At 52.4% G+C, this 1,013-nt stretch carries 1 protein-coding gene; it reads left to right on the plus strand.

What is annotated here, in order from left to right:
* Positions 1-445 precede the first annotated feature (445 nt).
* Complete coding sequence (locus tag CA13_RS00225) at positions 446-760, plus strand: hypothetical protein (protein WP_146393701.1); 315 nt, start codon at positions 446-448, stop codon at positions 758-760.
* The last annotated feature ends 253 nt before the right edge of the window (positions 761-1,013 follow it).

Raw genomic sequence — 1,013 nt, forward strand, 5'->3', positions numbered from 1 at the left:
GTGTTGCTCGGAACAAAGAACGCGGCGAACCATACAATGCACCGAAGGACGGCTTGCAAGGTTTCACAAATGGACAATTCACCGTCCGTCCTCGGTGATTGTCGCCGTTATCACACTCCGGGCGATTGATGTTCTGCTATGGGGGCGCTGTCGATGATCCGCTGGCAACCGTTTGGTCCGACAACGTCGTTTGTTGCTTTCAAATTGGGACCTCGTTAAACTGATACTGCTAGGGAACGAACAACCGTCACCGAAGGGGCCGAAGGCTAAACTGACGGTGCTCGGTCGATTGATACATCATGGTGACGCGATCGGCGTTTAACCCAAATCCGTGCGATAACCATGTGATGCAACGGAGGACGGGTGGTCCGTTTTCTCGTCTGCTTGCACGTCGTTCGCCCGTCCCCGCTGATCACTGCCGTTATCCGACTGGAGAGTGCTTTGGATGGCACGAACACTGCCCAACAAATCCCCTCTGATTGCACGCTATTTGACTGCTGCACTGGCGATCGCATCTCCGGGTGTTTACTTCTCCGCTCGGGCGCTTTCAATGCATCTCTTCCGTATGCGGCAATGGAAAATCGGCTTCGAGTTGCTTGACGTGCCGCACTCTTTGGACATGCCAATCGATACGTACATTCGTTGGATGCTCGTTTTCAGTACTCCCTTCCTTGTGATAGCAGGCTTTGTGCTTTATCGCTTAGCAATAAGGCTGAAACTCGCCAAAGCAGATGCAGACGATTTCAACAAGCGATGCTGACATTTGCTCGGTCACTGTCGCCACTGTAGACTTCAAATTGGCGACAAGATTGCTCCTAGTCGCCACAGCCCGTCGCACCCCGTCCCGAACGGATAACCATAAAATGCACCGGAGGACGGTTGGGGCGTTTTCACAAAATGGTTGCCTCTCTCCCCGTCCCCGGTGATTTTTAACGACTATGAAGTCCGTGGTTTGACCAGTGGCGACTGGCCGCTTTTTTGGAAGTTTTTCTACATCAGAGATTCTGTTGTTT

The organism is Novipirellula herctigrandis, assembly GCA_007859835.1.
Lineage (GTDB): Bacteria > Planctomycetota > Planctomycetia > Pirellulales > Pirellulaceae > Novipirellula_A > Novipirellula_A herctigrandis.

What these genes read in the sequence shown, in the direction of transcription:
- CA13_RS00225 (WP_146393701.1), top strand. Translation starts at nt 446, where the DNA reads ATGGCACGAACACTGCCCAACAAATCCCCTCTGATTGCACGCTATTTG.